Below are 25485 nucleotides of genomic sequence, written 5' to 3'. Positions count from 1 at the left end.
ACACCGATGACCACAGTGATCAAGGCCCCCGGAGAGGCCGCCGCCGAGCGGCCCGGCGGCGCCGGCCGCGCCAAGGAGGGCGGCGCCGGCCGCTCCGACGGCACGGTGCTCAACGTCTTCTCGCACGGGTTCCTGGCCGTCTGGGCGATACTGATCGTCCTGCCCCTGATCTGGCTCGCGCTCGGTTCCTTCAAGACCGACTCGCAGATCGGCGGCTCGGCCCTCAGCTGGCCCTCGCACTGGCACTTCGACGCCTTCTCCCGCGCCTGGGACAAGGGCATCGGGGACTACTTCGCCCACACGCTGATCGTGCTGGTGTTCTCGGTGCCGCTGACCATGCTGCTCGGGTCGATGGCGGCGTACGTACTGGCCCGTTACCCCTTTTCGGGCAACCGGGTCGTCTACTACTTCTTCGTCAGCGGGGCGATGTTCCCGGTCTTCCTGGCGCTCGTGCCGCTGTTCTTCATGGTCAAGCGCCTCGACATGCTCAACACGTACCAGGGCTTGATCCTCGTGTACGTGGCGTACTCGCTGCCGTTCACCGTCTTCTTCATGCACTCGTTCTTCCGGACGCTGCCCACCGCCGTCCACGAGGCGGCGGTGATCGACGGGGCGTCCGACACCCGGATCTTCTTCCAGGTGATGCTGCCGATGGCCAAGCCCGGCCTGATCAGCGTGGGGATATTCAATGTCCTGGGCCAGTGGAACCAGTACATCCTGCCCTCCGTGCTGATGCAGCCCCAGAGCGGCTCCGACCCCGAGCGCTACATGCTCACCCAGGGCCTGATCCAACTCCAGTACCAGATGGGCTACGAGACGGACCTACCCGTGCTGTTCGCCGGAGTGACCATCGCGATGATCCCGATGCTGGTGGTCTACCTCTCCTTCCAGCGCCAGATCCAGGCCGGGCTGACCTCCGCCACGCTGAAGTAGAACCGCTTCTTTCACCCCTATATCGTCCCTATATCGCCAATAGTGTCCTCTTCGTGCTGTGTCAGCCTCTTGACGTCTGAGGGGCCACAGGCTCGACTTAAGGTTCACAAGTTGGAGAGACGCCGGTGTCTCGGAGCACTCAGCCCTGATCGCCGGCCGGGGGGCGACGGCCGGCCGTCGCTTATGGGCTAGGAGTGGATGAGTCGTGCAGACTCCCGGATCGCAGTCGTCGCTGCATCGCGCGAACCTCGAACGCGTCGTGCGGGCCGTCCGGCTCGCGGGCTCCCTGACACAGGCGGAGATCGCCCGTGCCACCGGACTGTCGGCGGCCACGGTCTCCAACATCGTCCGCGAGCTCAAGGAAGCCGGGACCGTCGAGGTCACCGACACCTCGGCGGGCGGCCGGCGGGCCCGCAGCGTCTCGCTCAGCGGGGACGCGGGCATCGTGATCGGCGTGGACTTCGGCCACACCCACCTGCGGGTGGCCGTGGGCAACCTCGCCCACCAGGTGCTCGCCGAGGACTCCGAGCCGCTGGACGTCGACGCCTCCTGGACCGAGGGCTTCGACCGGGCGGAAGCGCTGGTCGGCCGGCTGATCGAAGGCGTGGGGGTGGGCCGCGACAAGGTCATCGGCGTCGGCCTCGGCGTCCCCGGCCCCATCGACGTGGAATCCGGCACGCTCGGCTCGACCGCGATCCTGCCGGGCTGGGCCGGGATCAACCCGCGCCAGGAGTTGTCCGGTCGTCTGGGCGTACCCGTCTACGTGGACAACGACGCCAACCTCGGCGCCCTCGGCGAGCTGGTCTGGGGCAGTGGTCGGGGGGTGAAGGACCTCGCCTACATCAAGGTCGCGAGCGGTGTCGGATCGGGCCTGGTGATCAACGGTCAGATCTATCGCGGACCCGGCGGCACGGCGGGCGAGATCGGGCACATCACCCTCGACGAATCGGGCCCCGTCTGCCGCTGCGGAAACCGCGGCTGCCTGGAGACCTTCGCCGCCGCGCGCTACGTGCTGCCCCTCCTCCAGGGCACCCACGGACCGGAGTTGACGATGGAGCGGGTGGTCGAACTGGCCCGCGGCGGCGACCCCGGCTGCCGGCGGGTCATCACCGACGTCGGCCGGCACATCGGCAGCGGCGTGGCCAGCCTGTGCAACCTGCTGAACCCCAGCCGGGTGGTGCTCGGCGGCTCGCTCGCCGAAGCCGGTGAACTCGTCCTGACCCCCATCCGTGAATCGGTGGGGAGGTACGCGATCCCCAGCGCGGCCCGGCAACTCTCGGTGCTCACGGGCTCCCTGGGCGGGCGCGCGGAGGTGCTCGGAGCGCTGGCTCTCGTATTGAGCGAGATGGGCGATTCGACGCTTTTGGCGGAAAATGGAATCGGAGTACGGGCTCCCGCCCTGATGTCTTCAGTTAGATAACGGATGGCACCGTTGTCATCTCGTTAAGGATTCACTCCTTGACGGCAAACTGCGGCCGGGGTTGACTCGCATCCACCTCGGCCGCACTGTCGCGGCCTCGTCAGGGAGGTTCAACCAATGAACGCTCGTATGCGCAGATCCGTTGTCGCCGTCGCGGCCGGTGCCATGGCCGTTTCCCTCGCCGCATGTGGGAGCGCCAAGGAGTCCGGCGACAAGACGAAGGAATCCGCCGCCGCGAAGGGTGACGCGGTCACCGTCGGCCTGCTCCTTCCGGAGAACCAGACGGCCCGGTACGAGAAGTTCGACAAGCCGCTCATCGAGAAGAAGGTCGCCGACCTCACCGGCGGCAAGGCCAAGGTCGTCTACGCCAACGCCAAGCAGGACGCGACCACGCAGAACTCGCAGGTCGACACGATGATCACCAACAAGGTGGACGTCCTGATCGTCGACGCGGTCGACGCCAAGGCCATCGCCGGCTCGGTCAAGAAGGCCAAGGACGCCGGCATCCCGGTCGTCGCCTACGACCGCCTCGCCGAGGGCCCGATCGACGCCTACACCTCCTTCGACAACGAAGAGGTCGGCAAGGTCCAGGGCAAGGCGCTGCTCGACGCGCTGGGCGACAAGGCCAAGGACGGCCAGATCGTCATGATGAACGGCTCCGTCACCGACCCGAACGCCGCCCTGTTCAAGAAGGGCGCGCACTCCGTCCTCGACGGCAAGGTGACCATCGGCAAGGAGTACGACACCAAGGAGTGGAAGCCGGAGAACGCCAACACCAACATGGCGGGCGCGCTCTCGGCGCTCGGCAAGGACAAGGTGATCGGCGTCTACTCCGCCAACGACGGCATGGCCGGCGGCATCATCACCGCCCTGAAGGCGGCCGGGCTGTCCCCCCTGCCCCCCGTGACCGGCCAGGACGCGGAGCTCGCCGGTGTGCAGCGCATCGTCGCGGGTGAGCAGTTCATGAGCGTCTACAAGCCGTACGCGCCGGAGGCCTCGGCCGCCGCCGAGATGGCCGTGGCCCTCGCCAAGCACGAGAAGATCAGCGACATCGTCAACCAGAACGTCGACAGCCCCACCACCAAGGGCGTCCCGTCCGTGCTGATCCCGGTCGTCTCGCTCACCAAGAGCAACATCAAGGACACCGTCGTCAAGGACGGCGTCTACACGACCGACGAGATCTGCACCGACAAGTACGCGGCCGCCTGCGCCGCCATCGGCCTGAAGTAAGGCCCCCGCGGCCCCGACCGAAGGCCCCCGGTCCCAAGGCTCCGGCCCGAAGGCCCCCGGCCCGAAGCGAAGGCCCCGTCGCCCCGAACGGGACGACCCCACGCCTGTCCGGCGCCCCGCCCCCTTTCCCCGCCATCCGCGGGGCGCCGGTACAGAAACGTTTTCTCTGCTTTCCCCCCATAGCCCCATTCGCGTTCCTGCTCTTTTGCACGACATCCCCGCCGGTCAGGCGGCGAAGGAGATGGTTCATGTGTCCGCTGCGCCCGTGTTGGCGTTGCGAGGGGTCTCGAAGCGGTTCGGCGCCGTTCAGGCCTTGACCGACGTAGAACTCGAGATCCACTCCGGTGAGGTGGTCGCCCTCGTCGGTGACAACGGCGCCGGCAAGTCCACGCTGGTCAAGACGATCGCCGGCGTGCACCCGATCGATGACGGAGTCATCGAGTGGGAGGGCCGCCCGGTCTCCATCAGCAAGCCCCACGACGCCCAGAACCTGGGCATCGCGACGGTCTACCAGGACCTCGCGCTGTGCGACAACATCGATGTCGTCGGCAACCTCTTCCTCGGCCGCGAGCTCAAGCGCCGCGGCATCCTCGACGAGGTGGAGATGGAGCGTCGCGCGCGCGAGCTCCTGACCACCCTGTCCATCCGGATACCCAGCGTCCGGATCCCCATCGCCTCGCTGTCCGGCGGTCAGCGCCAGACCGTGGCGATCGCCCGTTCGATGCTCGGCGAGCCCAAGCTCGTCATCCTCGACGAGCCCACGGCGGCCCTGGGCGTCGAGCAGACCGCCCAGGTCCTCGACCTGGTGGAGCGGCTGCGCGAACGCGGCCACGCCGTCATCCTCATCAGCCACAACATGGCCGATGTGAAGGCCGTCGCCGACAAGGTGGCGGTCCTGCGGCTGGGCCGCAACAACGGCGTCTTCAGCGTCGCCGACACCTCGCAGGAAGAGATCATCTCCGCCATCACCGGGGCCACGGACAACGCCGTGACCCGCCGGGCGGCCCGCACCGGGGAGGCCCGCAAGTGAGCACCCAAATTCCTCCCGCCGGCCCGCTGGACAAGGGTCCCGCCGGCCAGGCGCAGCACGTCGATCCGGTCAACCCGGCCGCGGCGACGGACGCCATCCCGGCCGTTGACCCGCGCCTGCTCGTCCGTGAGCAGGGCCTGTCCGGCTACCTCAGCGAGTTCGGCCGCAAGATGAAGGCCGGTGACCTGGGCTCCATCCCGGTCGTCCTGGGCCTGATCATCATCTGGGGCATCTTCCAGGGGTTGAACGCGAACTTCCTCTCCCCGGAGAACCTCACCAACATCGCCATCACGATGGTCGCCACCGGCATGATGGCCGTCGGCATCATCTTCGTGCTGCTGCTCGGCGAGATCGACCTCTCGGTCGGCTCGGTCAGCGGTGTCTCGGGCGCGATCGTCGCCGTGCTCGCCGTCACCCACGGCGTGAACGAGTGGCTCGCGATCCTCGCCGCCGTCGTGGGCGGCGCGCTGATCGGCGCCCTGCACGGCTTCTTCTTCGCCCGGATCGGCGCCCCGGCCTTCGCCGTCACCCTGTCGGGCCTGCTGTTCTGGTCCGGCGCGATGCTGCAGATCCTCGGCAGCAACGGCACGATCAACCTCGACCCCGACGGCGTGGTCGGCAAGCTCACCACGTACTACTTCACGGACGTGGCGGCTGCCTACGGCCTCGCGGCGATCGCCGTGGCGGCCTACTTCCTGGCCTCCTTCTTCGACAACCGCCGCCGACAGGCCGCGGGCGTCCCCTCCCGCCCGCTCGGCGAGATCGTGCTGCGCACCGCCCTGCTCGCGGTGTTCACCTTCGGCCCGGCCGTGGTGTTCAACCAGTACAAGGGCCTCCCGCTCGCGGTGGTGCTCTTCCTGGCCGTGCTGGTCGGCACGGACTTCGTCCTGCGCCGCACCTCCTTCGGCCGCAACATCTTCGCCCTCGGCGGCAGCGTCGAGGCCTCCCGGCGCGCGGGCATCAACGTCACCGGCATCCGCATCGCGGTCTTCGCCATCGCGGGCACCTTCGCCGCCATCGGCGGACTCTTCTGGGCGTCCAAGATCGCGGCGGCCAACCAGAGCGCCGGCGCCGGCGACCTGCTGATGAACGTGATCGCGGCAGCCGTCATCGGCGGCACCAGCCTCTTCGGCGGCCGGGGCCGGACCTGGAACGCCCTCCTCGGCGTCATGGTCATCACCTCCATCCAGTACGGTCTGGCCCTGGAAGGCATCGCGACGCCGATCCAGTACATGATCACCGGCGCGGTCCTGCTGGCGACCGTGGTCATCGACTCGGTCACCCGCAAGACCCAGAAGACGGCCGGACGCGCCTGACGGCGCGGTCGCCGGGGTGACCCGGCGGTAAGAACCGTCACAGTGCCCGGTGCCACCTCGTGTGGCACCGGGCACCTGTGCGTACATGTGTGCGTACGACTGTGCGGGTATGCGCCCGTTTGTGATGTGTGACTTCACGAGCACGTGTACAGGTATGTCAAAGGCGTGACCGTCCCGGTACCGCCCGATGATGCTCGTCGCGAGCGGAACATTAGACTCGACAGACCAGCAAGCAACTGCAAGGAGGCACGGGTGCTGCTGACCCGCATCAAGGGACCGCGCGATCTGGACCGGCTCAGCCAGGAGGAGCTCACTCAGCTCGCCGCCGAGATCAGGTCCTTCCTCGTCGACGCCGTCTCCAAGACCGGCGGGCACCTCGGCCCCAACCTCGGCGTGGTCGAGCTGACGATCGCCCTGCACCGGGTCTTCGACTCGCCCAAGGACAAGGTCCTCTTCGACACCGGCCACCAGGCCTACGTCCACAAGCTGCTCACGGGCCGCCAGGACTTCGGCAACCTGCGCTCCAAGGGCGGCCTGTCCGGTTACCCCTCGCGCGCCGAGTCCGAGCACGACGTGATCGAGAACTCCCACGCCTCGACGGTGCTGGGCTGGGCCGACGGCCTGGCCAAGGCCAACGAGGTGCTCCGCCGCGCGGACCACCACGTCGCCGCCGTCATCGGCGACGGCGCGCTGACCGGCGGCATGGCCTGGGAGGCGCTGAACAACATCGCCGCCGCCAAGGACCGCCCGCTCGTCATCGTCGTCAACGACAACGAGCGCTCCTACGGCCCCACCATCGGCGGCCTGGCCAACCACCTGGCCACGCTGCGCACCACGGACGGCTACGAGCGCTTCCTGGCCCGCGGCAAGGAACTCCTGGAGCGCACCCCGGTCGTGGGCAAGCCGCTCTTCGAGACCCTGCACGGCGCCAAGAAGGGCCTGAAGGACTTCATCGCCCCGCAGGGCATGTTCGAGGATTTGGGCCTGAAGTACATCGGCCCCATCGACGGGCACGACATCGAGGCCCTGGAGTCGGCCCTCCAGCGCGCCAAGCGCTTCAGCGGCCCGGTCATCGTGCACTGCCTGACCCAGAAGGGCCGCGGCTACACCCCGGCCCTGGAGCACGAGGCGGACCGTTTCCACGCGGTCGGGGTCATCCACCCGGACACCGGTCTGCCGGTCTCCACCGACGCCGCCAGTTGGACCTCCGTCTTCGCCGACGAGATGGTCAGGCTCGGCAAGGAGCGCGAGGACATCGTCGCCATCACCGCGGCCATGCTCCAGCCGGTCGGCCTGAAGAAGTTCGCGGACGCGTTCCCCGGACGCATCTTCGACGTCGGCATCGCCGAGCAGCACGGCGCCACTTCGGCCGCCGGCCTGGCCACCGGCGGCGTCCACCCCGTCTTCGCGGTGTACGCCACCTTCCTCAACCGGGCCTTCGACCAGGTCCTGATGGACGTCGCCCTGCACAAGTGCGGGGTCACCTTCGTGCTGGACCGGGCCGGTGTCACCGGAACGGACGGCGCCTCCCACAACGGCATGTGGGACATGTCCATCCTCCAGGTCGTCCCGGGCCTGCGGCTGGCCGCGCCGCGCGACGCCGAGCAGCTGCGCGCCCAACTCCGCGAGGCCGTCGAGGTCAAGGACGCGCCGACCGTCGTGCGCTTCTCCAAGGGCGTCGTCGGCCCGGCCGTCCCGGCCGTCGGCCGGATCGGCGGCATGGACGTGCTGCGCGCCCCGGCCCCGGAAGTCACCCGACCGGACGTGCTGCTCGTCTCGGTGGGCGCGCTCGCCCCGATGTGCCTGGAGGTAGCCGACCTGCTCGACAAGCAGGGCATCTCCACCACCGTCGTCGACCCGCGCTGGGTCAAGCCCGTCGACGAGGCGTTGGCCCCGCTCGCGGAGCGGCACCGCGTCGTCGTCACCGTCGAGGACAACGGCCGTACCGGCGGGGTGGGCGCCGCCGTCTCGCAGGCCCTGCGGGACGCGGGTGTCGACGTACCGCTGCGCGACTTCGGCATCCCGCAGCGCTTCCTGGACCACGCGCTGCGCAAGGAGATCCTGGCCGAGATCGGGCTCACCGCGCCCGACATCGCCCGGCAGGTCACGGGCCTGGTCGCCAAGCTGGACGGCCGCTACGACAGCGAACCGGCCGCGACCGTCGACTGACACGGTCGGGCCGTGCGCGGTTGCAGGTAACGGGCCGGGAGATCACCCTTGAGGGGGTGGGCCTCCCGGCCCGTTCGTGTGCCTCGTCACCAGCCGGAGGTGCGTCGGTGAGCAAGAATCTGAAAAGCCCCTTCCGGACCAAGACGGTGGAGCAGTCCATCCGTGACACGGAAGAGCCGGAACACGCACTCCGGAAGTCGCTCTCCGCCTTGGACCTGACGGTCTTCGGGGTCGGCGTCATCATCGGCACCGGCATCTTCGTCCTCACGGGCATCGCGGCGCGGAACAACGCCGGACCCGCCACCGCCCTGGCCTTCGTCGCGGCGGGCATCGTCTGCGCCCTCGCGGCGCTCTGCTACGCGGAGTTCGCGTCCACCGTGCCCGTGGCCGGTTCGGCGTACACCTTCTCGTACGCCTCGATCGGCGAGTTGCCCGCCTGGGTCATCGGCTGGGACCTCGTACTGGAGTTCGCACTCGGTACCGCCGTCGTGGCGGTCGGCTGGTCCGGGTACCTGCGCCAACTCATGAGCACCAACCTCGGCTGGAACATGCCGGCCGCGCTGTCCGGGCCCGATGGGGGAGGGACCTTCGACCTGCTGGCCTTCCTGCTGGTCCTGGTGTTGACCGCGATCCTCGTCGTGGGGACGAAGCTGTCGGCCCGGATCACCGCGATCGTCGTCGCCATCAAGGTCACGGTGGTGCTGCTGGTCATCATCGGCGGCCTGTTCTTCATCAAGGCCGACAACTACAAGCCGTTCATCCCGCCGGCGCAGGCGCAGCCCGCGGGGAGCGGTTGGAAGGCGCCCCTGGTCCAGCTGCTCTTCGGCTACGCCCCGACCAACTTCGGCGTCATGGGCATCTTCACCGCGGCCTCCCTCGTCTTCTTCGCCTTCATCGGCTTCGACGTCGTGGCGACCGCGGCGGAGGAGACCAAGAACCCCCAGCGGGACATGCCGCGCGGCATCATCGGCTCCCTGATCATCTGCACGGTGCTCTACGTCGCCGTGACGCTGGTGGTCACCGGCATGCAGAAGTACACCCAGATGTCGGCCACCGCCCCGCTCGCCGAAGCCTTCAAGTCGGTGAACCAGCCCTTCTTCTCCGGTGCCATCAGCCTCGGGGCGTCCGTGGGTCTGATCACCGTCTGCATGATCCTGCTGCTCGGCCAGACCCGGGTGTTCTTCGCGATGAGCCGTGACGGACTGCTGCCCCGCTTCTTCTCCGTCACCCACCCGAAGTACCGCACGCCCTACCGGGCGACCATCACGCTCGGCGTGATCATCGCCGTCGTCGCGGGCTTCACGAGCCTGGAGAAGCTCGCGGAATTGGTCAACATCGGCACGCTGTTCGCCTTCGTGGTCGTGGCCCTCGGCGTGATCATCCTCCGCCGCACCCGTCCCGACCTGCACCGGGCCTTCCGTACTCCGTGGGTGCCGGTGGTGCCCATCCTGTCGATCGCCGCGTCGCTGTGGCTGATGCTCAACCTGCCGGCCGAGACCTGGCTGCGGTTCGCCATCTGGATGGTGATCGGCTTCTTCGTCTACTTCCTCTACGGACGGCACAACAGCCGGCTGGGCAAGAGGGGCATCGACGCCGAGTTCTGAACGTCCGTACACGCACAGGAGCGGCCGCCCGGTGGGACGGCCGCTCCGTGTACGACGCGCATCAGCCCTTGGCGGGGGAGTCCTTCGCCGAGGCGGGGATCTCCTGGTCCGCGCGCAGGGCGTCCCACAGTTGGCCGGCCTGCGGCTGGGCGACGATCACCCGGTTGGGATCGACCTTGTCGTAGGCCACGGGCAGCATGACGGTCTCCATCGTGGCCGGGTCGACGCCCTTCATGCTCTGTGCGAAGTCGGCCAGCGCGGTCAACGAGGCGAGTTGGGAGTCGGTGGTGAGCGACTTGGTCCCGGAGTCGGCCAGTTTGTAGAGCCGCGCGGGGTTGCCCAGGGCGTCCTGCTTCTTGATCTCCGCCAGCATGGCCAGCATGAACTTCTGCTGCAGCCCTATGCGTCCGAGGTCACTGCCGTCGCCGTAGCCGTAACGGGTACGGACGAACTTGAGCGAGTCGGTGCCGTTCAGCCGGTGCGTGCCCGCGTCCAGCTTGAGGCCGCCCTTGGCTCCGCTCATCGGCTTGTCGAGGGTGACGGTGACACCGCCGAGGGCGTCGACCAGGTCCTTGAAGCCCGCGAAGTCCACCTCGACGAAGTGGTCCACGCGGATGCCGGAGAGCTGCTCGACGGTCTTGACCACGCAGGCGGGACCGGCCACCGAGTAGACGGAGTTGAACATGACCCGGTTCGCGGCCGGTACGGTCGCGCCGTCCTTGTCCTTGCACTCGGGGCGGCTGATCAGGGTGTCGCGGGGGATGCTGACCGCGGTGGCCCTGGACCGACCCTCGGGTATGTGGACCAGCATCGCGGTGTCGGAGCGGGCGCCGCTGACGTCGCCGTGGTCGAGTTCACCGTTGGCGCCGGCCCGTGAATCGGAGCCCAGGACCAGGACGTTCTGGGCGTTCTCGACCACCTTGGGCGGGCGGTTGTCGCCGATCGCCCGGTCCAGGTCGACGCTGTCGATGTTGCCGTTGAGGTGGCTGTAGGCCCACCAACCGGCACCGGCGGCACCGAGGAGCAGGACGAGCAGGACGAGCGAGATGATGCCGAATATTCGCTTCTTCCCACGGGTCTTGCGCGGAGCCCGGGGGGAGAGCGAGGGTGCTTCGGTTGCCTGGGTCATGCCGTAGGTGTCCTCTGATCCCGATGGGTCGGTCGTCGTGAGATAGTGACCGCCATCTTGCGGGGGCCAGGGGCGGTCGGACGCGCGCGGCAGCCGGACCGGGGCCTCGGGGTTGCCAGGGTGGTGCGGTACCCGGGTCACTATAGGCAAACGTGCACGTCGAACGGGAGTGCCCTTATCGTGCTCGCGCATGCTGTGCGAGACATGCGGCGGGCACGGAGAGGAAGCAGGGAGAAACATGGGGCGCTCGGCCAAACGTCGAGGCGGTGACCGCCACGGCGCACAACCGCAGGTCACAAGGGACTCCGTGGCAGGCGCCGGGGGCAGCCGGATCCTCCTCGTCACGCCCGGGCCGGGGACCGCGGCCGTACTCCTGGGCGAGGAGACCGGCCCCGGACACGTCACCGTGCTCTGCCTGGAGGCCGGTACGGAGTCGGAGCGCGCCGACTTCGGCCGGGCCGCGGTGGAGGCCGGCAGCCGCGGCTGCCCGGTCGACGGCGCCCCGCGCGGCCTGCCCGCCGAGAACCTCGAACGGGCCCTGCTCCGGCACCTGTACGAGGTGGCGCCCGACCGGGTCCTGACGTGCGACCCGCTCGCCGGCCGGGACGTGGCCGAGGCGGACGACGCCGACGAACGGGAGAGCGCCCTGGCGCTGGCCGTGCTCGACGCGGTGGAGGAGTACCAGCGCGAGACCGGGCACCCGGTCTTCACCGACTGCCGGGTCCTGGACCGCCACGCCTGGCCCGCACCGGTGTCCCGCCCGCGTTATCCCGCGCCGACCGCGTGGGCGGTCCGCGGGACCGACGGGCGGGTCTCCGCCTACCTGCCGGTGCCCGGCGCCGTGGCCCGGTGGACCGAAGGCGCGGGCGGGAGGTGGACGGGCCCGCAGCTGCTGGACGCCCCCGGTCTGCTGCCCGCGCTGTCGGTCGCGCAGGGCCCCGACGGCTACCCCGCCCTCGTCGGCCTGCGCCGCGTCCGGCGCGGGAAGGAGGACTGGAACGTCGAGGTCGTCGTCGCGCTCCAGTACCAGACGGGCCGGCCGCTCGGACCCTGGCGCGGGTTGGCCAACCCGCACCGCGGCGAGCCGCTGCTGGGACGTTACGTCAGCGCCCCCGTCGCGGCCCACGACGACGGCGGCACGCTGTACGTGTTCCTGCGCAACGGCTACGACACGCTCAACGCCCGCCACCAGCGGGCGGACGGCAGCTGGGCGCCCTGGTTCCACCTCGGGGGCCACAAGGCCGCGGACGAGATCGTGGCGATGCGGACGCCGCGCGGGAGGATCGACCTCATCGCGCGGATGCGCGACGAGCCGGGCGTGGTCCGCTGGTACCGCGCCGGGCCGAAGGGGGCGTGGGAGTCGGACCGCGGTCCCAACGTCCACGCCCTGCCGGGCAGTCTCGCCGCGGCGCCCGAAAGCGGAGCGCTGCGCTACCGGTACGCCGAGACCGGCGAACTGTGCCAGTGGGGGTGGGGTGCGTACGGACCCGTGGGCCTGAACGGCCCGGCGGTCCGCGGCCGGGTGAGCGCCGCGCCGGGGGTCGCCGTCGGCGGCTGGAGCTGCACGGTGCTGGCCGCCGAGGACGAGCAGGGCCACTGCGTCATCGGGACCCACGTGGACGGCCGGCCGGACTCCGGGGTCTGGTGGTCAACGACCGGGCAGCGGACCCTGATACCCCCGGCCGTCGTCCGGGACCGGGACGAGCGGGTGGTGATCGCCACACTCGGGCCGGGAGCCCGTCTCGCGGTGGCGCGCCAGGCTCCGGACGAGCAGGCCCTCGCCTTCGAACCCTGGCTGGACCTGGCCTGACCAGTACGCCTGCTCGGCGCGGGCGGACTGACGGGCGGTCACGGGCCCTGCCCAATCCCTCCCCCTGCCGCAGGGGGGAGGGATTCGCTGTTTGCGAGCGATCATTGCCGGGCCTGCGCTATACCACACCTTTATCCGATGCACCCTATTCGGGTGTGATGCAGTCGGGGATTTGTTCACTCTTGAACGTGATCTAGTATGAAGCTACCCCGTGAAGGACAGATAACTGATCACATCTGTTCTTGTTGGCGTCAGACCGCGTTCGCAGGGGTGGTTCACGGGGGTGGATACGCCGCTGCGGGGCGCGTCATCGGAGGAGTACGTGTTGTCGCCAAGACCTCGGCTGAGTGTCGTCGTCCCGTTCATGGACGTCGAGGAATACCTCGACGAGTGTCTGGAATCGATCGCGCGGCAGACCTTCACCGACCTTGAGGTCATCCTCGTCGACGACGGCTCGACCGACGGCTCGACGCGCATCGCCGCCGGTTTCTGCGCCCGCGACCCCCGCTTCCGCCTCATCCGCCAGCACTCCCAGGGCCCCGGACACGCGCGCAACACGGGCATACGCGCGGCGCACCCGGAGGCCGAGTTCCTGGCATTCGTCGACGGCGACGACGTCATACCCGAGTACGCCTACGAACTCCTCGTGCGCCGGCTCGAAGGCTCGGAGTCCGACTTCGTCTCGGGCAATGTCCAGATGATGAACTCCACCAAGAAGTGGCAGTCACCCCTGCACAAGACGCCGATGGCGAAGGAACGGCGCCACACGCACATCACGCGGTTCGAGGCGCTCATTTACGACCGCACCGTGTGGAACAAGCTCTTCCGGCGGTCTTTCTGGGACTACCACTTCATGGAGTTCCCCGAGGGCGTCCTGTACGAGGACTCCTGGGTCAACATGGTCGCCCACTTCCGCGCCGCCAAGGTCGACGTCATCACCGAGTTCGTCTACTTCTGGCGGCGCCGCGACGGCTCCTCGGCCCCCTCCATCACGCAGCGCCACACCGAACTCACCAACCTCCGCGACCGCGTCGCCGCCGTGCAGTCCGTCAGCCGGTTCCTCGGCTCCCACCGCTCGCGCGCCTTCACCGAGCACAAGCGCAAGTACGACCTCGCCTGCCTCAAGTCGGACCTCATGCTCCACCTGAAGGTGCTGCCCGACGCGGACGAGGAATACCACAACGCCTTCATGGAGTGGGCCAACCAGTTCCTCGACGAGGCCGACGAGGACATCATCGACGAGCTGCCCGCCGACGCCCGCGTGAAGTGGCACCTGGTGCGCTGCGGCAAATTCGAAGAACTCCTCGAAGTCATCGAGTTCGAGCGCAAGGGCGGCCCGATGCCCGTGCGCCGCCGCTTCCACCGGTACCTCAACTACCCCCACCTCGGCGACCGCAACCTCGGCCTGGACAAGAAGGCGTACCGCCTCGACAAGGAGCTGTCCCTGCACGGCCAGGTCGCCGACATGGCGTGGGTCGACGAGGAACTGCACATCAAGGGCGCGGCGTACATCCGCTTCATCAACGTGCACAAGCGCCGGATGTCGGTGAAGGCCATCGCGCTGCGCAACAAGAAGCAGGGCCGCACCCTGGTCAACGTCGCGAAGACCACCTACTACCCGCAGGCCACCGAGCAGTCGGGCCAGAGCCGCTACTGCTACGACTGGTCCGGCTTCGAGACCAGTTTCGACGTCACGCGACTCAAGCAGAAGGGCAAGTGGGTCGAGGGCACCTGGGACGTCGCCGCCGGCGTGCTCAGCCGCGGCCTCTTCCGGTACAAGGGGCTGGCCCGCGGCAGTGCGGGAAGCGCCGCCTCCCCGCCGTACGTCTACGTCGAGAAGAACACCCGCGTCCTGCCGCTCTTCCTCCAGGGAAGCCTCAAGCTGCGCGTGGAGGTCGTCCGCTGCCGGATCACCCGCCACCGGATCGTCGGCGACCACATCGAACTCGGCGGCGTGTACCTCGGCCCGAAGGTGCCGGAGTGGGGGAAGTTCCGGGTGCGCAGCCTCGCCGGCGCCGCCCAGCACGACTCCTGGGTCCGGTTCACCGCGGGCGGGGAGGGGTGGTGCACCTTCGTCACCCGCGTCCCGCTGGCCAACCTCGTGCCCGGCTCGCGTTCCGACGCGGACGGCGGCGCCCCCGCCTCCTGGAACATGGGCAGCAACGGGTGGAAGACCACGATGCACGTGGAGGGCCGCAAGGCCCCCCTGTATCCCGTGGTGGCCGAGGACACCGCCGACGGCCACTACCGCTTGCCACGCGACCTCCAGGACGCGGACGGCGACCGCGAGGTCGTCGTCCACCGCAACGGCTCGGGGTACCTCGTGCTCTTCGAGCGCGCGACCCTCCCGATGGCGACCCGCGTGGACTGGCGGGAGGAGGACGGCGCGCTGGAGATCGACGGCTACTACGCGGCCGTCGACCGCCTCTCCCACTCCGACTACACGGCCTCCCACCTGGTCGTCCGCTCGCGCGCCCAGGGAGCCGAACGCGCCTTCCCCCTCACCTGGTCGGGCGGGTCCTTCAGCGCGGTCGTCCGTCCCGCCGAGGTCCGCACCCTCGCCGGCACCGTTCCGCTCGCCTCCGGCCGCTGGGACTTCTTCCTGCGCACCCAGGACCCGTCCTCGGTCGCCCGCGAGGACCGCCGCGAAGACCGGATGATCAAGCTGGAGCAGGACCTGATCCGGGCGCTCCCCGGCGCGCTGGAGGACCCCGCCGGACGCCGCTACGAGGTCCAGGCCGAGGCATACGACCGGCTCTCCCTCCTCGTGCACTCCGCGATGCCCGACACCGCCCGCGGCCCCTACCGGCAGAAGCTGCTGCGCACCGAGACGTACCCCGCCGCCCGGCGCAAGCCGGTCCTTCCCGCGGTCCTCTTCGACGCCTTCAAGGGCACGCAGTACTCCGACAGCCCGCGCGCGCTGCACGAGGAACTCGTCCGGCGCGGGACCCCGCTGGACCACCTGTGGGTCGTCAAGGACGACCAGGTCGACGTGCCCCCCACCGCCCGGGCCGTCCGCATGTGGTCGCAGGAGTGGTACGAGGCCCTGGCCCGGTCGAAGTACGTCGTCGCCAACAACCACCTCCCCGACTGGTTCCTGAAGCGTGACGACCAGATCGTCGTCCAGACCTGGCACGGCACGCCGCTGAAGAAGATCGGGCACGACATCGAAGCCGTGCACTTCGCCGACCAGCGCTACCTGGAGCGCGTCGAGAAGGAGGTGCAGAACTGGGACATCCTGGTGTCCCCGAACAGCTTCTCCACCCCGATCCTCCAGCGGGCCTTCGGCTTTCCCGGCGAGATGCTCGCCTGCGGCTACCCCCGCAACGACATCCTGCGCCGCCCCGGCGCGCAGGGCCGGGCGGAGGCCATCCGCCGCAGCATCGGCCTGCCGCCCGGCAAGAAGGTCGTCATGTATGCCCCCACCTGGCGCGACGACCAGTTCTACGCACCCGGCAAGTACAAGTTCGACTTCAGGATCGACCTGGACGACGCCCGCGCACGGCTGGGCGCCGACCACGTCCTCATGGTCCGCCGGCACCCGAACGTCGTGGACCCGGTCCCCGGCGCGGGCGACGGGTTCGTCTTCGACGTGTCCGACTACCCCGACATGGCGGAGCTGTCGCTCATCACCGATGTGATGATCACCGACTACTCGTCCCTGATGTTCGACTTCGCCAACACCGGGCGCCCGATCCTCTTCTTCACCTACGACCTGGAGCACTACCGCGACACCCTGCGCGGCTTCTACTTCGACTTCGAGCAGAACGCCCCGGGGCCGCTGCTCTTCGACTCCGAGCAGCTGATCTCCGCGATCAGGCATGCCGACCAGGTACGGGCCAACTACGACGGGCACTACCGACGGTTCCAGCAGGACTTCTGCGACCTCGACGACGGATTCGCCTCCGCGCGACTGGCCGACCGGCTGCTCGTCGCCGGGGGAGACCTCGACGAGAGCCAGGCCCAGGCGCCCGCCCCCGGCGCGGGCCTGGCGCCCGCCGCCGGACACCGGGCCCTCGCCGGGCTGCCCACGCAGCGGGCAGCACACATGACGAGCGCCGACGTGTCGGCCTGGCCCGGCCGCTAGTGCCGTGCCGGGCGCCGCGACCCGGTGGACCTTCCCGGTCACAGCACTAGGTCTTGGCAGACCTTCGACAGGAGAGGATTCCCCCACATGTCCCAGGCAGCGAAGAGCCGTCAGATCGTCACGGGAGTCGACGATTCCGGCGAGGTCCCGGTCGAGTACCGCTTCTCCCACGCGAAGAACGGCAACCGCCACCTCCTCGTCGTGTTCGCCAACCTCGCGGCGACGGACGACTACGGCTGGTGCAACGGCATTCTGGACAAGACGCAGTCCAACATCCTCTGGATCCGGGACGTGTTCGACGGCCGCAACACCTACTACCTGTGCCGCAACCTGGACTTCGCGGTGGAGCGGTCCGTGGCCGCCGTCATCACGCGCGTGATGAACGCCCTGGGGCTGACCCCCGAGGCCTGCACCATGTTCGGCGGTTCCAAGGGCGGTTCGGCCGCGCTGTACTTCGGTCTGAAGTACGGCTTCGGCAACATCGTGTCCGTCATTCCGCAGTTCCGCGTCGGCAGCTACGTACGCGCGGAATTCCCGGCGGGGGCCCAGCACATGATGGGTGCCGTCACGGACGAGAACGTCCGGTACCTGGACGCCGTCCTGCCCGACCTGGTCCAGCGCAGCCCGAACCGGCGGGCCAACATCTACCTGCTGTCCTCGCCCCAGGACGAGCAGTTCCCCGAACAGGTCGAGCCCTTCCTCCCACTCTTCCAGGGGTACGAGAACTTCAACCTCATCTTCAACGACTCGGTCCTCATCGAGAACCACGCGAAGGTGACCTACTGGAGCATCCCCACCATCATGGGGTTGATCGGCATGCTGGTCAGCGGCATCGCCCCGCGCATCGGCATGGTGAAGAGCGGCGGGGAGCAGCCCGGCCGCGACACCTCCGCCATCGACGGCTACCTCTCGGCCACCTCGCAGATACGGGACGACTCGGTGTTCCCCCGGCCCGTGGTCCTGGCCCCGGTGCACGAGGGGCTGCTGCCCGAGAACCAGGTCCTGTTGGCGGGAACCGCCGTGGGCGCCGTACGGGTCAGCCTCTGGGAGAACGGCAAGTACCTCGACTCGGCCCCGGTGGCCGCCGACGGCAGCTGGAGCTGGGAGCCGACCACCCCGATGCCCAAGGGCCGGCACGCGGTCCGCCTGTTCGGCGTGGCCCCGAGCAACCTCCACTCGGACCGCGTCGAGATCGTCTTCACCGTCGTGGACCGGACCGTGGTCCCCGCCGCGCTGCCGAGCCGGCCGCACCCCCCCGTGGTGGTCTCACCGGAGTTCCACGGGCAGCAGGGTCCCGCGGTGCAGTTCACGGGCTTCGCGCCGGGCGCGGCGCAGGTCGGTTTCCGGGAGCGGGGCGCTGTCCTCGGTGTGTGCCCGGTGGCCCAGGACGGCGCCTGGTTCTGGGACGCGGGCTGGGCCTGGCCCGAGGGCCCGCACGCGGTCGAGGTGGTCGCCCTGGACGTGAACGGCGTCGAATCCGCTCCCGCCGTAGCCTCGTTCACCGTACCGGGCATGTACGCCGCCCCGAGGTTCTAGGGCGACGGAGCGTCCCCGAGGGGCACGCGCAGCACCAGCGCGCGGTGGTCCGATACGCCCCAGGGGGCGAGTTCGCAGCCCGACCGGGTCAGCGAGGTGAAGAGGTAGTCGATCTTGTCGCCGTCCTCGTGGGTGGGCCGCCCCGCCCGTGAGGAGCCCCGCTGGTCGCACTCGCGCAGCTTGGAGTACAACTCGGACGGCCACATCCACGTGTTGGGGTTGTCCTGCCCCGGCGGTACCCCGTTGAAGTCCCCGCCGACCACGGCCCGCTTCCCCACGGACACGCGGACCAGCTCCCGCAGCTGGTCGCCCCGCAGCTCCCGGTCGTCGCCCTTCGGGGTGAGGTGTGCGGAGCAGACGCGGATGTCCTCTGCCGCCAGCGAGGCGCACAGGACCCCCCGCTGGAGCCCTTCCTTCGGCTGCGGGGTGGGCAGCAGGAAGACCTTCGTCAGCTCCGAGTGGGCCAGGATCGCGAACCCCGCGCTGCCCCGGTCCGGGTGCTCGCAGAGCACCGGGCTGCGGTCCCCGGTCTTGGCGACGGTGACGTAGGGCCGGAAGGAGGTGTGCCAGGCCGCGCCCAGCCTGCCCGCCACCTGGGAGAGATCACCGGAGCAGACCTCCTGGAGGAGGACCGCCCGCGTGTTGGCGGCCGACGCCAGCTTCCAGAGCTCCTCGGTCCTGGCGGTGCCGGCCATGTCCTTGCAGTCCCACTGGGGGACGCCGCACATGTTCCACGTGACGAACCGGGCGTCGTGCGCGGCGGCCGACGGCAGCTCGAACGGGAGGTCCGCAGAGCGGTCCTGCCGCTGCCCGTTCGCGTGAACGCCGTAGACCGCGCCCAGGACGCACACCAGCGCACCCGCCACGGCCGGGACGAGTGCCCGGCGTTTACGGAACAGACGGGTCTTCCAGGGCATCTCCGCATCATAGGCCAGTGATCGGATCGTCATGTGACCTGGTCAGAACGTACGGTTGCCCGTCCGCGGAGGCTTCCGCGGACGGGCAACCGGATCGTGCGGGGTGGTGCCGGGGGCTACGCGGGCACGCTCGCCAGGCCGGGGGCGAGGAACTTCTTGCCGTTCACCCGCTCGGAGACACCCTCACGGTCCAGGTACGGCGTGATGCCGCCCAGGTGGAAGGGCCAGCCGGCGCCCGTGATGAGGCAGAGGTCGATGTCCTGGGCCTCGGCCACGACACCCTCCTCCAGCATCAGGCCGATCTCCTGCGCCACCGCGTCCAGGACACGGTCGCGCACCTGCTCCTCCGTGAGGACGGAGTCGCCCTGCACCAGGAGGGCGGCGACCTCGGGGTCGAGCTCCGGCTTGCCGGAGTCGTAGACGTAGAACCCGCGCTTGCCGGCCTCGACGACCCGCTTGAGGTTCGGGGAGACGGTGAAACGCTCCGGGAAGGCGCGGTTCAGGGTCTCGGAGACGTGCAGACCGATCGCCGGGCCGACGAGCTCCAGCAGCACCAGCGGCGACATCGGCAGGCCGAGCGGCTCGATGGCCTTCTCCGCGGTCTCCACCGGGGTGCCCTCGTCGATGACGTTCTGGATCTCGCCCATGAACCGGGTCAGGATGCGGTTCACCACGAACGCCGGGGCGTCCTTGGTGAGGACCGCGGTCTTCTTCAGCTTCTTGGCGACGCCGAAGGCGGTGGCCAAGGAGGCGTCGTCGGTCTGCTCACCGCGGACGATCTCCAGCAGCGGCAGGATCGCGACCGGGTTGAAGAAGTGGAAGCCGACCACACGCTCCGGGTGCTGGAGCTTGGAGGCCATCTCCGAGACCGACAGCGAGGAGGTGTTGGTGGCGAGGATCGCGTGCGCCGGGGCGACCGCCTCGACCTCCGCGAACACCTTCTGCTTGACGGACATCTCCTCGAACACGGCCTCGATGATGAAGTCCGCGTCCGCGAAGCCCTCGGCCTTGTCCAGGACACCGCTCACCAGGGCGGTCAGGCGGTTGGCCTTGTCCTGGTTGATGCGGCCCTTGTCGAGCAGCTTGCGGATCTCGGCGTGGACATAGCCCACACCCTTGTCCACGCGCTCCTGGTCGATGTCGGTGAGGACCACCGGCACTTCGAGGCGGCGCAGGAACAGCAGCGCGAGCTGCGAGGCCATCAGACCCGCGCCGACCACGCCGACCTTGGTGACCGGACGGGCCAGGGACTTGTCCGGGGCACCGGCCGGGCGCTTGGCCCGCTTCTGGACCAGGTTGAACGCGTAGATGCCCGACCGCAGTTCGCCGCCCATGATGAGGTCGGCGAGCGCCTTGTCCTCGGCGTCGAAACCGGCCTGGAGGTCGCCGTCCTTGGCGGCCGCGATGATCTCCAGCGCGCGGTAGGCGGCGGGGGCCGCGCCGTGCACCTTGGAGTCCGCGATGAAACGGCCCTTGGCGACGGCCGCGTCCCAGGCGTCACCGCGGTCGATGTCCGCGCGGACGACCTCGGTCTCGCCGTTCAGGACGCGGGCGGTCCACAGCAGCGACTGCTCCAGGAAGTCCGCACCCTCGAACAGCGCGTCCGCGATGCCGAGTTCGAAGACCTGCTTGCCCTTCAGCTGCCGGTTCTGGTTCAGCGAGTTCTCGATGATCACCGAGACCGCGCGCTCCGGGCCGATCAGGTTCGGCAGCAGGGCGCAACCGCCCCAGCCGGGAACCAGACCGAGGAAGACCTCGGGGAGGGAGAACGCCGGGATGGCCTTGGAGACGGTGCGGTAGGTGCAGTGCAGACCGACCTCGACACCGCCGCCCATCGCCGCGCCGTTGTAGTAGGCGAAGGTGGGGACCGCCAGGGCCGACAGCCGCTTGAAGACGTCGTGGCCGCCCTTGCCGATGGCGAGCGCCTCGTCGTGGTTCTTGAGCAGCTCGACACCCTTGAGGTCGGCGCCGACCGCGAAGATGAACGGCTTGCCGGTGATGCCCGCGCCGACGATGGAGCCGGCGGTGGCCTCCTGCTCGACCTGGTCGATCGCCGCGTTCAGGTTGGCGAGCGACTGCGGGCCGAAGGTGGTCGGCTTGGTGTGGTCGAAGCCGTTGTCCAGCGTGATGAGCGCGAAGCGCCCGGCGCCGAAGGGCAGGTCCAGGTGGCGCACGTGCGCCTGGGTCACGACCTCGTCCGGGAACAGCTCGGCCGCGCCCTTGAGGAGCTCAGTGGTGGTGCTCACTTGGAGTCTCCCTCGGCGTTGAAGTTCGGGTTCTCCCAGATGACCGTGGCGCCCATGCCGAAGCCGACGCACATGGTGGTCAGGCCGTAGCGGACGTGCGGCTGCTCCTCGAACTGGCGGGCCAGCTGCGTCATCAGGCGCACGCCCGAGGAGGCGAGCGGGTGGCCGAACGCGATCGCGCCACCGTACTGGTTCACCCGGGCGTCGTCGTCGGCGATGCCGTAGTGCTCCAGGAAGGCGAGGACCTGGACCGCGAACGCCTCGTTGATCTCGAAGAGGCCGATGTCGTCGATCGTCAGACCGGCCTGCGCGAGGGCCTTCTCGGTGGCCGGGATCGGGCCGTAGCCCATGACCTCCGGCTCGACGCCCGCGAAGGAGTACGCGACCAGGCGCATCTTGACCGGGAGGTTGTTCTCCCGGGCGAAGTCCTCGGACGCGATGATCGCGGCGGTGGCGCCGTCGTTGAGACCGGCGGCGTTGCCCGCGGTGACCCGGCCGTGCGTACGGAACGGGGTCTTGAGGCCGGCCAGGTTCTCCAGCGTGGTGCCCGGGCGCATCGGCTCGTCGGAGGTGACCAGGCCCCAGCCCGTCTCGCCGGCGGCCTCGTTGGTGTTGCGCACCGAGATCGGCACCAGGTCCTGCTGGATCTTGCCGTCGGCGTACGCCTTCGCGGCCTTCTCCTGCGAGCGCACGGCGTACTCGTCGGCGCGGAGCTTGGTGATCGTCGGGTACCGGTCGTGCAGGTTCTCGGCGGTCATGCCCATGAACAGGGCGGACTCGTCGACCAGCTTCTCGGAGACGAAGCGCGGGTTCGGGTCGACGCCCTCACCCATGGGGTGGCGGCCCATGTGCTCGACACCGCCGGCGAGGGCGACGTCGTAGGCACCGAAGGCCACACCGCCCGCGACGGCGGTCACGGCGGTCAGCGCACCGGCGCACATGCGGTCGATCGAGTAGCCCGGGACCGACTGCGGGAGGCCCGCCAGGATGCCGGCCGTACGGCCCAGCGTCAGGCCCTGGTCGCCGATCTGCGTGGTCGCGGCGATGGCGACCTCGTCGATCTTCGCGGGGTCCAGGTCCGGGTTGCGGCGCAGCAGCTCCCGGATCGCCTTCACGACGAGGTCGTCGGCGCGGGTCTCGTGGTAGATGCCCTTCGGGCCCGCCTTGCCGAACGGGGTGCGGACGCCGTCGACGAAGACGACGTCCCTGACGGTACGAGGCACGTTGGCTCTCCTCCAGGTGCGGGATGGCACTGCTGCGCGTGGCGACGCCCAGTGAGCCGGGCTCACTGAGCGGGCGCTCACCCGGCCCATGCTACTTGCGGGTAACCCATGTGCACACCCCCGCCCGCAACAGCGGCGAAGGTCACACTCCCGCCCGGCCCGCCGACCCCGCGCGCCCCGGCCGCGCGCCCGGCCGATCGGAGCGCCCGAGCGCCCCGAACGGGTTGCGCGCCAGGTCGGCCCGGTCACGTCCATGGATACCGCGGGCCGCGGGCGCGGACCCTGACCCGGCCCGGACCGACCCCGGGCCCGCCGACACCATGGAGCGCCGCGATGCCCGCACCCGTCGTCACCGACCACTACGTGCCCCACGACTCCACCATCCCCGCGAACGGCGGCGAGCCCGTCGAGCTCTTCGTCCGGGAACGCGACGGCACCCCCACCGGCGGGACGCGCAGACCCGTCCTCATGCTGCACGGCCGCAGCATCCCGGCCCTGGCCGGCTTCGACCTCGCCTACAAGAAGTACGGCTGGGCGGACGAACTGGCGAAGAAGGGCTTCGACGTCTTCGTGATGGAACTCCAGGGCTCCGGGCTCTCGACCCGCCCGACCATGGCCGAGCCGCACAACGTCAACCCGTCGCAGCAGGGACTCCTCGTCCCCAATCCGAACGCGGCGACCTATACCGGCACGCCGGCCTACGCCTCGCAGCTCAACAATTCGCAGAGCGACTGGGACGAGGTCGGCAAGGTCGTCGACTTCATCATCACGCACACCGGAGTCCCGAAGATCGACCTGATCGGCTGGTCCGCGGCGGCCCAGGCGTTCGGGCCGTACGCCATCCAGCAACCCGGCAAGGTGCGCAGCCTCTTCCTGCTGGCGCCGATCTTCCCGCCGCAGGGCAGGCCGAGTGCGACCGGGACCCCCTTCGGCGCGCCCGTGCCCCTGCCGGTGTCCACCCCGAAGGCCGCCTTCGGCTACCCGATGACCGTCGGGACGAAGTCCGGCTTCCAGACCGGCTGGGACAAGGACGTGCACTGCCCGGACCAGCGCGAGGCCGGCATGGTCGACATCGTCTGGGACGCGATCATGGCGAGCGACCAGGTCGGCGCCAAATGGGGCGGTCCGGTGGCCGGCTCACCGGAGGGGTTGAACCGCATCCGGAACTCGTACTGGTGGGGCTGGAACTCCACCACCGTGTCGCTGAACGGAACGCTCGGCGCCGCCGTACCCGTGTGCCTCGTCTACGGGGAGTACGACACCACGGCGAACACCGCGTCGAACCTGGGCCTGCTGTACTTCTCGGTGCCCGAGCTCTACAAGCTCATTCCCGGCCCGAAGAAGCTGATGTTCCGGATCTCCTGCGCGAGCCACCAGGTGCCCTGGGAGCGCCAGGCGAACCTGGTGCACACCATGTCCGAGCACTGGCTCAAGCAGGGCAAGGTCGAGGGCGCGACCTCGGGTGCCTACGACCGGGACGAGGACGGGGTCCTCACGCCCATGGTGTGAGGACCCCGCGACGCCTGCGGCCGGCCGGATCAGGCGGTCGCGGCGAGCGCCTCGACCAGGGCCGGGGTGACCTGCTCGACCTGCCAGGGGCGGGCGCCGTAGCCGGCGAGGGCCTCGGAGACCGCCTCCGGCTCCAGCCGCTGCGGCGGCTCCCAGCACAGCCTGCGGACCGTGTCCGGGGCGATCAGGTTCTCCTGCGGCAGGTTCAGCCCCTCCGCCAGCGCGGAGACGGCGGCCCGGGCCGCCGACAGCCGCGCCGCGGCGGCCGGGTCCTTGTCGGCCCAGGCGCGCGGCGGCGGCGGGCCGGCCGGGGTCGCCCCCGGCTGCGGCAGCTCGCTCTCCGGCAGGGCCCGGGCCCGGTCCACGGCGGCCATCCACTGCTCCAACTGCCGGCGCCCCATCCGCTGCCCGAAACCGGGCAGCGCGGACAGCGCGGTGGCGTTCGCCGGGAGTGCCAGGGCCGCCTCGACGATCGCGGCGTCCCCGAGCACCTTGCCCGGCGAGACGTCGCGGCGCTGGGCGATCCGGTCGCGCGACTCCCACAATTCCCGTACGACGGCCATCTGCCGGCGCCGGCGCACCTTGTGCATGCCGGACGTACGGCGCCACGGGTCCTTGCGCGGCGGGGCCGGCGGCGCGGAGGCGATGGCCTCGAACTCCTGGTGGGCCCATTCCAGCTTGCCCTGCCGGTCCAGTTCCTTCTCCAGCGCGTCCCGCAGGTCCACCAGCAGCTCCACGTCGAGCGCGGCGTAACGCAGCCACGGCTCGGGAAGCGGGCGGGTGGACCAGTCGACGGCGGAGTGGCCCTTCTCCAGCACGTAGCCCAGCACGCCCTCCACCATCGCGCCCAGTCCGACGCGCGGGAAGCCGGCCAGTCGGCCCGCCAGCTCGGTGTCGAAGAGGGAGGTGGGGGTCATGCCTATTTCCCGCAGGCACGGCAGGTCCTGGGTCGCGGCGTGGAGGATCCACTCCGTACCGGTCAGGGCGTCGCCCAGCGTGGACAGGTCGGGGCACCCGACCGGGTCGATCAGCGCCGATCCGGCACCTTCGCGGCGCAGCTGCACGAGGTACGCGCGCTGGCCGTAGCGGTATCCGGAGGCGCGTTCGGCGTCGACGGCGACGGGTCCGGTGCCCGCGGCGAAGGCCGCGACCACCCGGGCCAGGGCCTCGTCGTCGGCGACCACCGGAGGGATGCCCTCGCGGGGTTCCAGCAAGGGAATCGGCGCCTTGTCGACGTCGTCCGGGGGGCCGCCCCCGGTGGTGGTGCGCAGGTCTGCTGCGGTCTCTTGGGCGTCGGTCACCGCTCAAGGGTATCCGTGGATGTGA

16 protein-coding genes are annotated in these 25485 nt (G+C 69.8%); 11 read left to right on the top strand and 5 right to left on the bottom strand.

Annotated elements, in window-relative coordinates:
• The first annotated feature begins 6 nt into the window (after positions 1-6).
• From ACFVXJ_RS14325 to ACFVXJ_RS14295, 7 genes are all read left to right on the top strand, one after another.
• Positions 7-933 carry a carbohydrate ABC transporter permease gene (locus ACFVXJ_RS14325; RefSeq protein WP_389662007.1) on the top strand — a complete coding sequence of 309 codons (927 nt, stop codon included), beginning with the start codon at positions 7-9 and terminating at the stop codon, positions 931-933.
• 205 nt (positions 934-1138) lie between these two features.
• The gene (locus ACFVXJ_RS14320) at positions 1139-2353 is read left to right on the top strand and encodes an ROK family protein (protein ID WP_389662006.1); all 1215 of its coding nucleotides are present in this window, start codon (positions 1139-1141) and stop codon (positions 2351-2353) included.
• Between the two features lie 117 nt (positions 2354-2470).
• Positions 2471-3583, top strand: coding sequence for a sugar ABC transporter substrate-binding protein (locus tag ACFVXJ_RS14315; protein ID WP_389662005.1), 1113 nt, complete (start codon positions 2471-2473; stop codon positions 3581-3583).
• A 241-nt stretch (positions 3584-3824) separates the two neighbouring features.
• A complete protein-coding gene (locus ACFVXJ_RS14310; protein ID WP_329199216.1) occupies positions 3825-4613 on the top strand; it encodes an ATP-binding cassette domain-containing protein in 789 nt (262 codons plus the stop codon).
• Between the two features lie 26 nt (positions 4614-4639).
• Positions 4640-5929, top strand: coding sequence for a sugar ABC transporter permease (locus ACFVXJ_RS14305; RefSeq protein ID WP_389662179.1), 1290 nt, complete (start codon positions 4640-4642; stop codon positions 5927-5929).
• Positions 5930-6181: 252 nt separating this feature from the next.
• Entirely contained in the window at positions 6182-8098 is a 1917-nt protein-coding gene (gene dxs, locus ACFVXJ_RS14300) for a 1-deoxy-D-xylulose-5-phosphate synthase (protein ID WP_389662004.1), read from the top strand.
• 107 nt (positions 8099-8205) lie between these two features.
• The gene (locus ACFVXJ_RS14295) at positions 8206-9702 is read left to right on the top strand and encodes an amino acid permease (RefSeq protein WP_389662003.1); all 1497 of its coding nucleotides are present in this window, start codon (positions 8206-8208) and stop codon (positions 9700-9702) included.
• A gap of 61 nt (positions 9703-9763) precedes the next feature.
• Here the strand turns inward: ACFVXJ_RS14295 and ACFVXJ_RS14290 are convergent, their stop codons facing one another.
• Positions 9764-10831 carry an LCP family protein gene (locus tag ACFVXJ_RS14290; protein WP_389662002.1) on the bottom strand — a complete coding sequence of 356 codons (1068 nt, stop codon included), beginning with the start codon at positions 10829-10831 and terminating at the stop codon, positions 9764-9766.
• Positions 10832-11138: 307 nt separating this feature from the next.
• On the opposite strand from ACFVXJ_RS14290, the gene ACFVXJ_RS14285 reads away from it, so the two are divergent.
• From ACFVXJ_RS14285 to ACFVXJ_RS14275, 3 genes are all read left to right on the top strand, one after another.
• Complete coding sequence (locus tag ACFVXJ_RS14285) at positions 11139-12641, top strand: hypothetical protein (RefSeq protein ID WP_389662001.1); 1503 nt, start codon at positions 11139-11141, stop codon at positions 12639-12641.
• A gap of 322 nt (positions 12642-12963) precedes the next feature.
• Positions 12964-16728 (top strand): CDP-glycerol glycerophosphotransferase family protein, encoded by a 3765-nt coding sequence (locus ACFVXJ_RS14280; protein ID WP_389662178.1) that lies wholly within the window; start codon positions 12964-12966, stop codon positions 16726-16728.
• A gap of 87 nt (positions 16729-16815) precedes the next feature.
• Positions 16816-18264, top strand: a complete 1449-nt coding sequence (locus ACFVXJ_RS14275) for a hypothetical protein (protein WP_389662000.1) — start codon at positions 16816-16818, stop codon at positions 18262-18264.
• Here ACFVXJ_RS14275 and ACFVXJ_RS14270 read toward each other — a convergent pair.
• The 3 genes from ACFVXJ_RS14270 to ACFVXJ_RS14260 form a co-directional block, all read right to left on the bottom strand.
• Complete coding sequence (locus ACFVXJ_RS14270; protein ID WP_389661999.1) at positions 18261-19181, bottom strand: endonuclease/exonuclease/phosphatase family protein; 921 nt, start codon at positions 19179-19181, stop codon at positions 18261-18263. The two genes, ACFVXJ_RS14275 and ACFVXJ_RS14270, sit on opposite strands and share 4 nt — an antisense overlap.
• A 116-nt stretch (positions 19182-19297) precedes the next feature.
• Positions 19298-21427 carry a 3-hydroxyacyl-CoA dehydrogenase NAD-binding domain-containing protein gene (locus tag ACFVXJ_RS14265; protein WP_389661998.1) on the bottom strand — a complete coding sequence of 710 codons (2130 nt, stop codon included), beginning with the start codon at positions 21425-21427 and terminating at the stop codon, positions 19298-19300.
• Entirely contained in the window at positions 21424-22650 is a 1227-nt protein-coding gene (locus tag ACFVXJ_RS14260) for an acetyl-CoA C-acyltransferase (RefSeq protein WP_361308355.1), read from the bottom strand. Before ACFVXJ_RS14260 ends, ACFVXJ_RS14265 begins: the two co-directional genes overlap by 4 nt.
• Before the next feature lie 333 nt (positions 22651-22983).
• On the opposite strand from ACFVXJ_RS14260, the gene ACFVXJ_RS14255 reads away from it, so the two are divergent.
• On the top strand, positions 22984-24159 hold the full coding sequence (locus ACFVXJ_RS14255; protein ID WP_389661997.1) for an alpha/beta hydrolase: 1176 nt from the start codon (positions 22984-22986) through the stop codon (positions 24157-24159).
• Positions 24160-24188: 29 nt separating this feature from the next.
• Here the strand turns inward: ACFVXJ_RS14255 and ACFVXJ_RS14250 are convergent, their stop codons facing one another.
• Positions 24189-25460 (bottom strand): HRDC domain-containing protein, encoded by a 1272-nt coding sequence (locus tag ACFVXJ_RS14250; RefSeq protein ID WP_389661996.1) that lies wholly within the window; start codon positions 25458-25460, stop codon positions 24189-24191.
• Between the last annotated feature and the right edge of the window lie 25 nt (positions 25461-25485).

This window comes from Streptomyces sp. NPDC058279 (genome assembly GCF_042881255.1).
In the GTDB taxonomy this organism is placed as follows: domain Bacteria; phylum Actinomycetota; class Actinomycetes; order Streptomycetales; family Streptomycetaceae; genus Streptomyces.
This window is presented reverse-complemented; position numbering and strand designations above follow the sequence as displayed.

Bases quoted from the DNA above. Each gene is read 5' to 3' on its own strand.
- ACFVXJ_RS14325 (WP_389662007.1), top strand. From the start codon at position 7: ATGACCACAGTGATCAAGGCCCCCGGAGAGGCCGCCGCCGAGCGGCCC.
- ACFVXJ_RS14275 (WP_389662000.1), top strand. From the start codon at position 16,816: ATGTCCCAGGCAGCGAAGAGCCGTCAGATCGTCACGGGAGTCGACGAT.
- ACFVXJ_RS14290 (WP_389662002.1), bottom strand. From the start codon at position 10,831: ATGACCCAGGCAACCGAAGCACCCTCGCTCTCCCCCCGGGCTCCGCGC.
- ACFVXJ_RS14310 (WP_329199216.1), top strand. From the start codon at position 3,825: ATGGTTCATGTGTCCGCTGCGCCCGTGTTGGCGTTGCGAGGGGTCTCG.
- ACFVXJ_RS14255 (WP_389661997.1), top strand. From the start codon at position 22,984: ATGCCCGCACCCGTCGTCACCGACCACTACGTGCCCCACGACTCCACC.
- ACFVXJ_RS14270 (WP_389661999.1), bottom strand. From the start codon at position 19,181: ATGCCCTGGAAGACCCGTCTGTTCCGTAAACGCCGGGCACTCGTCCCG.
- ACFVXJ_RS14315 (WP_389662005.1), top strand. From the start codon at position 2,471: ATGAACGCTCGTATGCGCAGATCCGTTGTCGCCGTCGCGGCCGGTGCC.